Below are 3,218 nucleotides of genomic sequence, written 5' to 3'. Positions count from 1 at the left end.
GAGTAATCACTCTCCATACGTTCTTATATTAGGTGCAAAGTTATTTGGAGATAGGCCTTCTTTATCTCTTCAAAACCGTTTGGATGTGGCGCTAGAATATTTATAKTCTCACTCTGAGGTGAAAGTAATTGTTTCAGGTGGTCAAGGGGAAGATGAAGATATACCGGAAGCTCACAGTATGCGAAACTATTTAATGGTACATGGTATAGATGAGAACCGTATTTTAATTGAAGACCGCTCTACAAATACGTATGAAAATTTAAAGTTTAGTATGGATTTATATGATGTAAAGCATGCGGTAGTTGTAAGTAATACGTATCATTTATATCGAACGAAAATAATTGCAAAGCGTTTAGGGATAAAGATGGAAGCACTAGCTGCTGAAACACCGAGTCGTTCTAAGAAAAAAGCGTATGTGCGTGAATATGCTGCAATTATGAAAACGATATTGTTCGACCGTTAGAGCTCAAATGAGAGCTCTTTTTTTGTATAATAAAGCGTATCATTTGAAATGAATTCTATATTCCATCAAAATAAAGGAAACAACATGAAAGGAGTTGTGTCTGTGATTCAATTTAATCATGYGTCAAAAGCGTATGAAGATGGCACAAAAGCAGTGGATTCATTGCATTTAGAAATTAAAAAAGGAGAATTTTTTGTTCTCATTGGTCCGAGTGGTTGCGGGAAAACAACGACAATGAAGATGATTAATCGTTTAATTGAAACGACGGAAGGATCAATTTTAATCGATGGAAAAGATATTCAAGAATATAACATAAACGAACTGCGTTGGAATATAGGGTACGTGTTGCAGCAGATTGCGCTGTTTCCACATATGACAATTGCTGAAAATATTGCAGTTGTCCCTGAAATGAGAAAGTGGAGTAAGGAGAAAATAAAAACGCGTGTTGATGAACTGTTACATATGGTTGGATTAGAACCAGATGTATATCGTGATCGTATGCCAGATGAATTGTCGGGAGGACAGAAGCAGCGCGTTGGTGTCGTTAGGGCATTAGCTGCAAATCCGAAAATCGTTCTTATGGATGAACCATTTAGTGCGTTAGATCCATTAAGCAGGGAACAACTTCAGCAGGATATAGTGCAATTGCAAAAAAAAATTCAAAAAACGATAGTATTTGTAACGCATGATATGCAAGAGGCTTTATCACTTGGTGATCGCATTTGTGTAATGAAAGAAGGGAAAGTTGTTCAATTAGATACACCAGAAGGTATTATACATAATCCGAAAAATGAGTTTGTAGAGGAGTTCATTGGAAATCGTGGACGACCTTGGTATGAGGGGAAGAGTATAGAAGCGGTATTGCCGCTAGACAATCGTATACGAGTAGAAGGGAAGGCTCTATCTTTACATTCGACTTTACAAGAAGCGCTAGTCCGCTTACAAACTGAAGAGTCAGTGCCGGTTGAAGAAAATGGTCAATATGTTGGAGCGTTAACAAGTCGTCATATTGTCAATTACATTGTTGAACAAATGAAGGAGAGAGGCTAAACAGTGACTGATTTTATTCAAACGTTTCAAGAACGAAAAGTAGAATTGCTAAGTGCATTAAGTGAACATTTACAAATATCGCTTATTTCATTATTTTTTGCAGTAATTATTGCGGTGCCTCTTGGCATTCTATTAACGAGAAAAGAACGGATGGCTGAATTTATAATAGGGACTTCTGCTGTTATGCAGACTGTGCCATCACTTGCATTACTTGGACTTTTAATTCCATTAGTAGGAATCGGAAAACTTCCAGCCATTATCGCATTAGTTGTGTATGCACTATTACCTATTTTGCGAAATACTTATACAGGAATACGGGAATTAGATGAATCACTTATAGAAGCGGCGAGAGCTATGGGAATGAATAGCTGGAGAAGATTATGGAAGGTAGAGCTTCCTCTCGCATTGCCAATTATTATGGCTGGTATTCGGACAGCGATGGTATTAATTGTTGGAACGGCTACATTAGCTGCTTTAATAGGCGCTGGTGGACTCGGTAAGCTCATACTACTCGGTATCGATCGGAATGATCATGCGCTTATCATTTTAGGGGCCGTACCAGCTGCGTTACTCGCTTTATTCTTTGATATAGTACTTCGCATGCTTGAGAGGCCCAAACGCTCATATAAGCGCGTTATATTAACGATATGTATAGTTGTCGTAATGATCGCTTCGCCATTTCTTTGGAATACACAAAAGAAAGATATAGTTATCGCTGGAAAACTTGGATCTGAACCAGAAATTTTAATTCAAATGTACAAGCAACTTATTGAACAGGATACAGATTTACAAGTAGAATTAAAACCAGGCCTTGGGAAAACAGCATTTGTATTTGAAGCGTTAAAATCAGGTGAAGTAGATATATACCCAGAATTTTCAGGAACAGCTTTATCTACTTTCGTGAAAGAAGAACCGAAAAGTACAAATCGTGATGAAGTATATGAACAAGCGCGTATGGGAATGGAAAAGAAATATAATATGGTTATGTTAAAGCCAATGGAGTATAACAATACATACGCACTAGCTATGCCGAAAAAAATAGCAGATCAAAATAATATAAATACAATTTCTGATTTAGGAAATATTGCACAGGAAGCTAAGGTAGGATTTACATTAGAATTTGCTGATCGTGAAGATGGTTATAAAGGTATGCAAAAATTATATAACTATAAGTTTTTAAATGTTAAAACGATGGAACCGAAACTACGCTATAGCGCAATTCAATCGGGGGATGTTAACGTAATCGATGCATATTCAACAGATAGTGAACTTGAGCAATATGGACTTAAAGTGCTAAAAGATGATAAAGGACTATTCCCGCCTTATCAAGGAGCGCCATTATTAAGAAAAGAGACGTTACAGAAATATCCTGAGCTTGAAAAAACATTGAATAAATTATCTGGAAAGATTACAGATGAAGAAATGCGAAAAATGAATTACGAAGTAAATGTGAATGGGAAAAGTAGTGAAGAAGTAGCAAAACAATTTTTACAAAAAGAGAATTTACTTCGTTGATTTTACAAGAAATATACAACTTTATATGTTTGAAATAACCGTTCATTACAAAATGAACGGATTTTTTGTGCATACTTATACATTTTTTCAAAAAAGTATTCCATTTTTCTTCATTTTATTTTAGAATAAGTAATGTTTTCCTGAAAAAATATAAGAGAAACGTCTATTAGAGAAAAGGTGACTTTAATAG

The 3,218-nt window shown here is 35.7% G+C and carries 3 protein-coding genes; all 3 read left to right on the top strand.

The genetic code is table 11. The features are described from left to right. The coding region (locus AC1DTM_RS21025) for a YdcF family protein (protein WP_477000789.1) at window positions 1-463 on the top strand (463 nt) is incomplete at its 5' end. 102 nt (window positions 464-565) lie between these two features. Next, window positions 566-1,513: an ABC transporter ATP-binding protein gene (locus AC1DTM_RS21020; RefSeq protein ID WP_477000788.1), complete on the top strand. Its 948-nt coding sequence runs from the start codon at window positions 566-568 to the stop codon at window positions 1,511-1,513. A gap of 3 nt (window positions 1,514-1,516) precedes the next feature. Next, complete coding sequence (locus AC1DTM_RS21015) at window positions 1,517-3,028, top strand: ABC transporter permease/substrate-binding protein (protein WP_002200618.1); 1,512 nt, start codon at window positions 1,517-1,519, stop codon at window positions 3,026-3,028. The last annotated feature ends 190 nt before the right edge of the window (window positions 3,029-3,218 follow it).

The sequence above is a fragment of the Bacillus sp. P4_D3 genome, from assembly GCF_056401855.1.
This window is presented reverse-complemented; position numbering and strand designations above follow the sequence as displayed.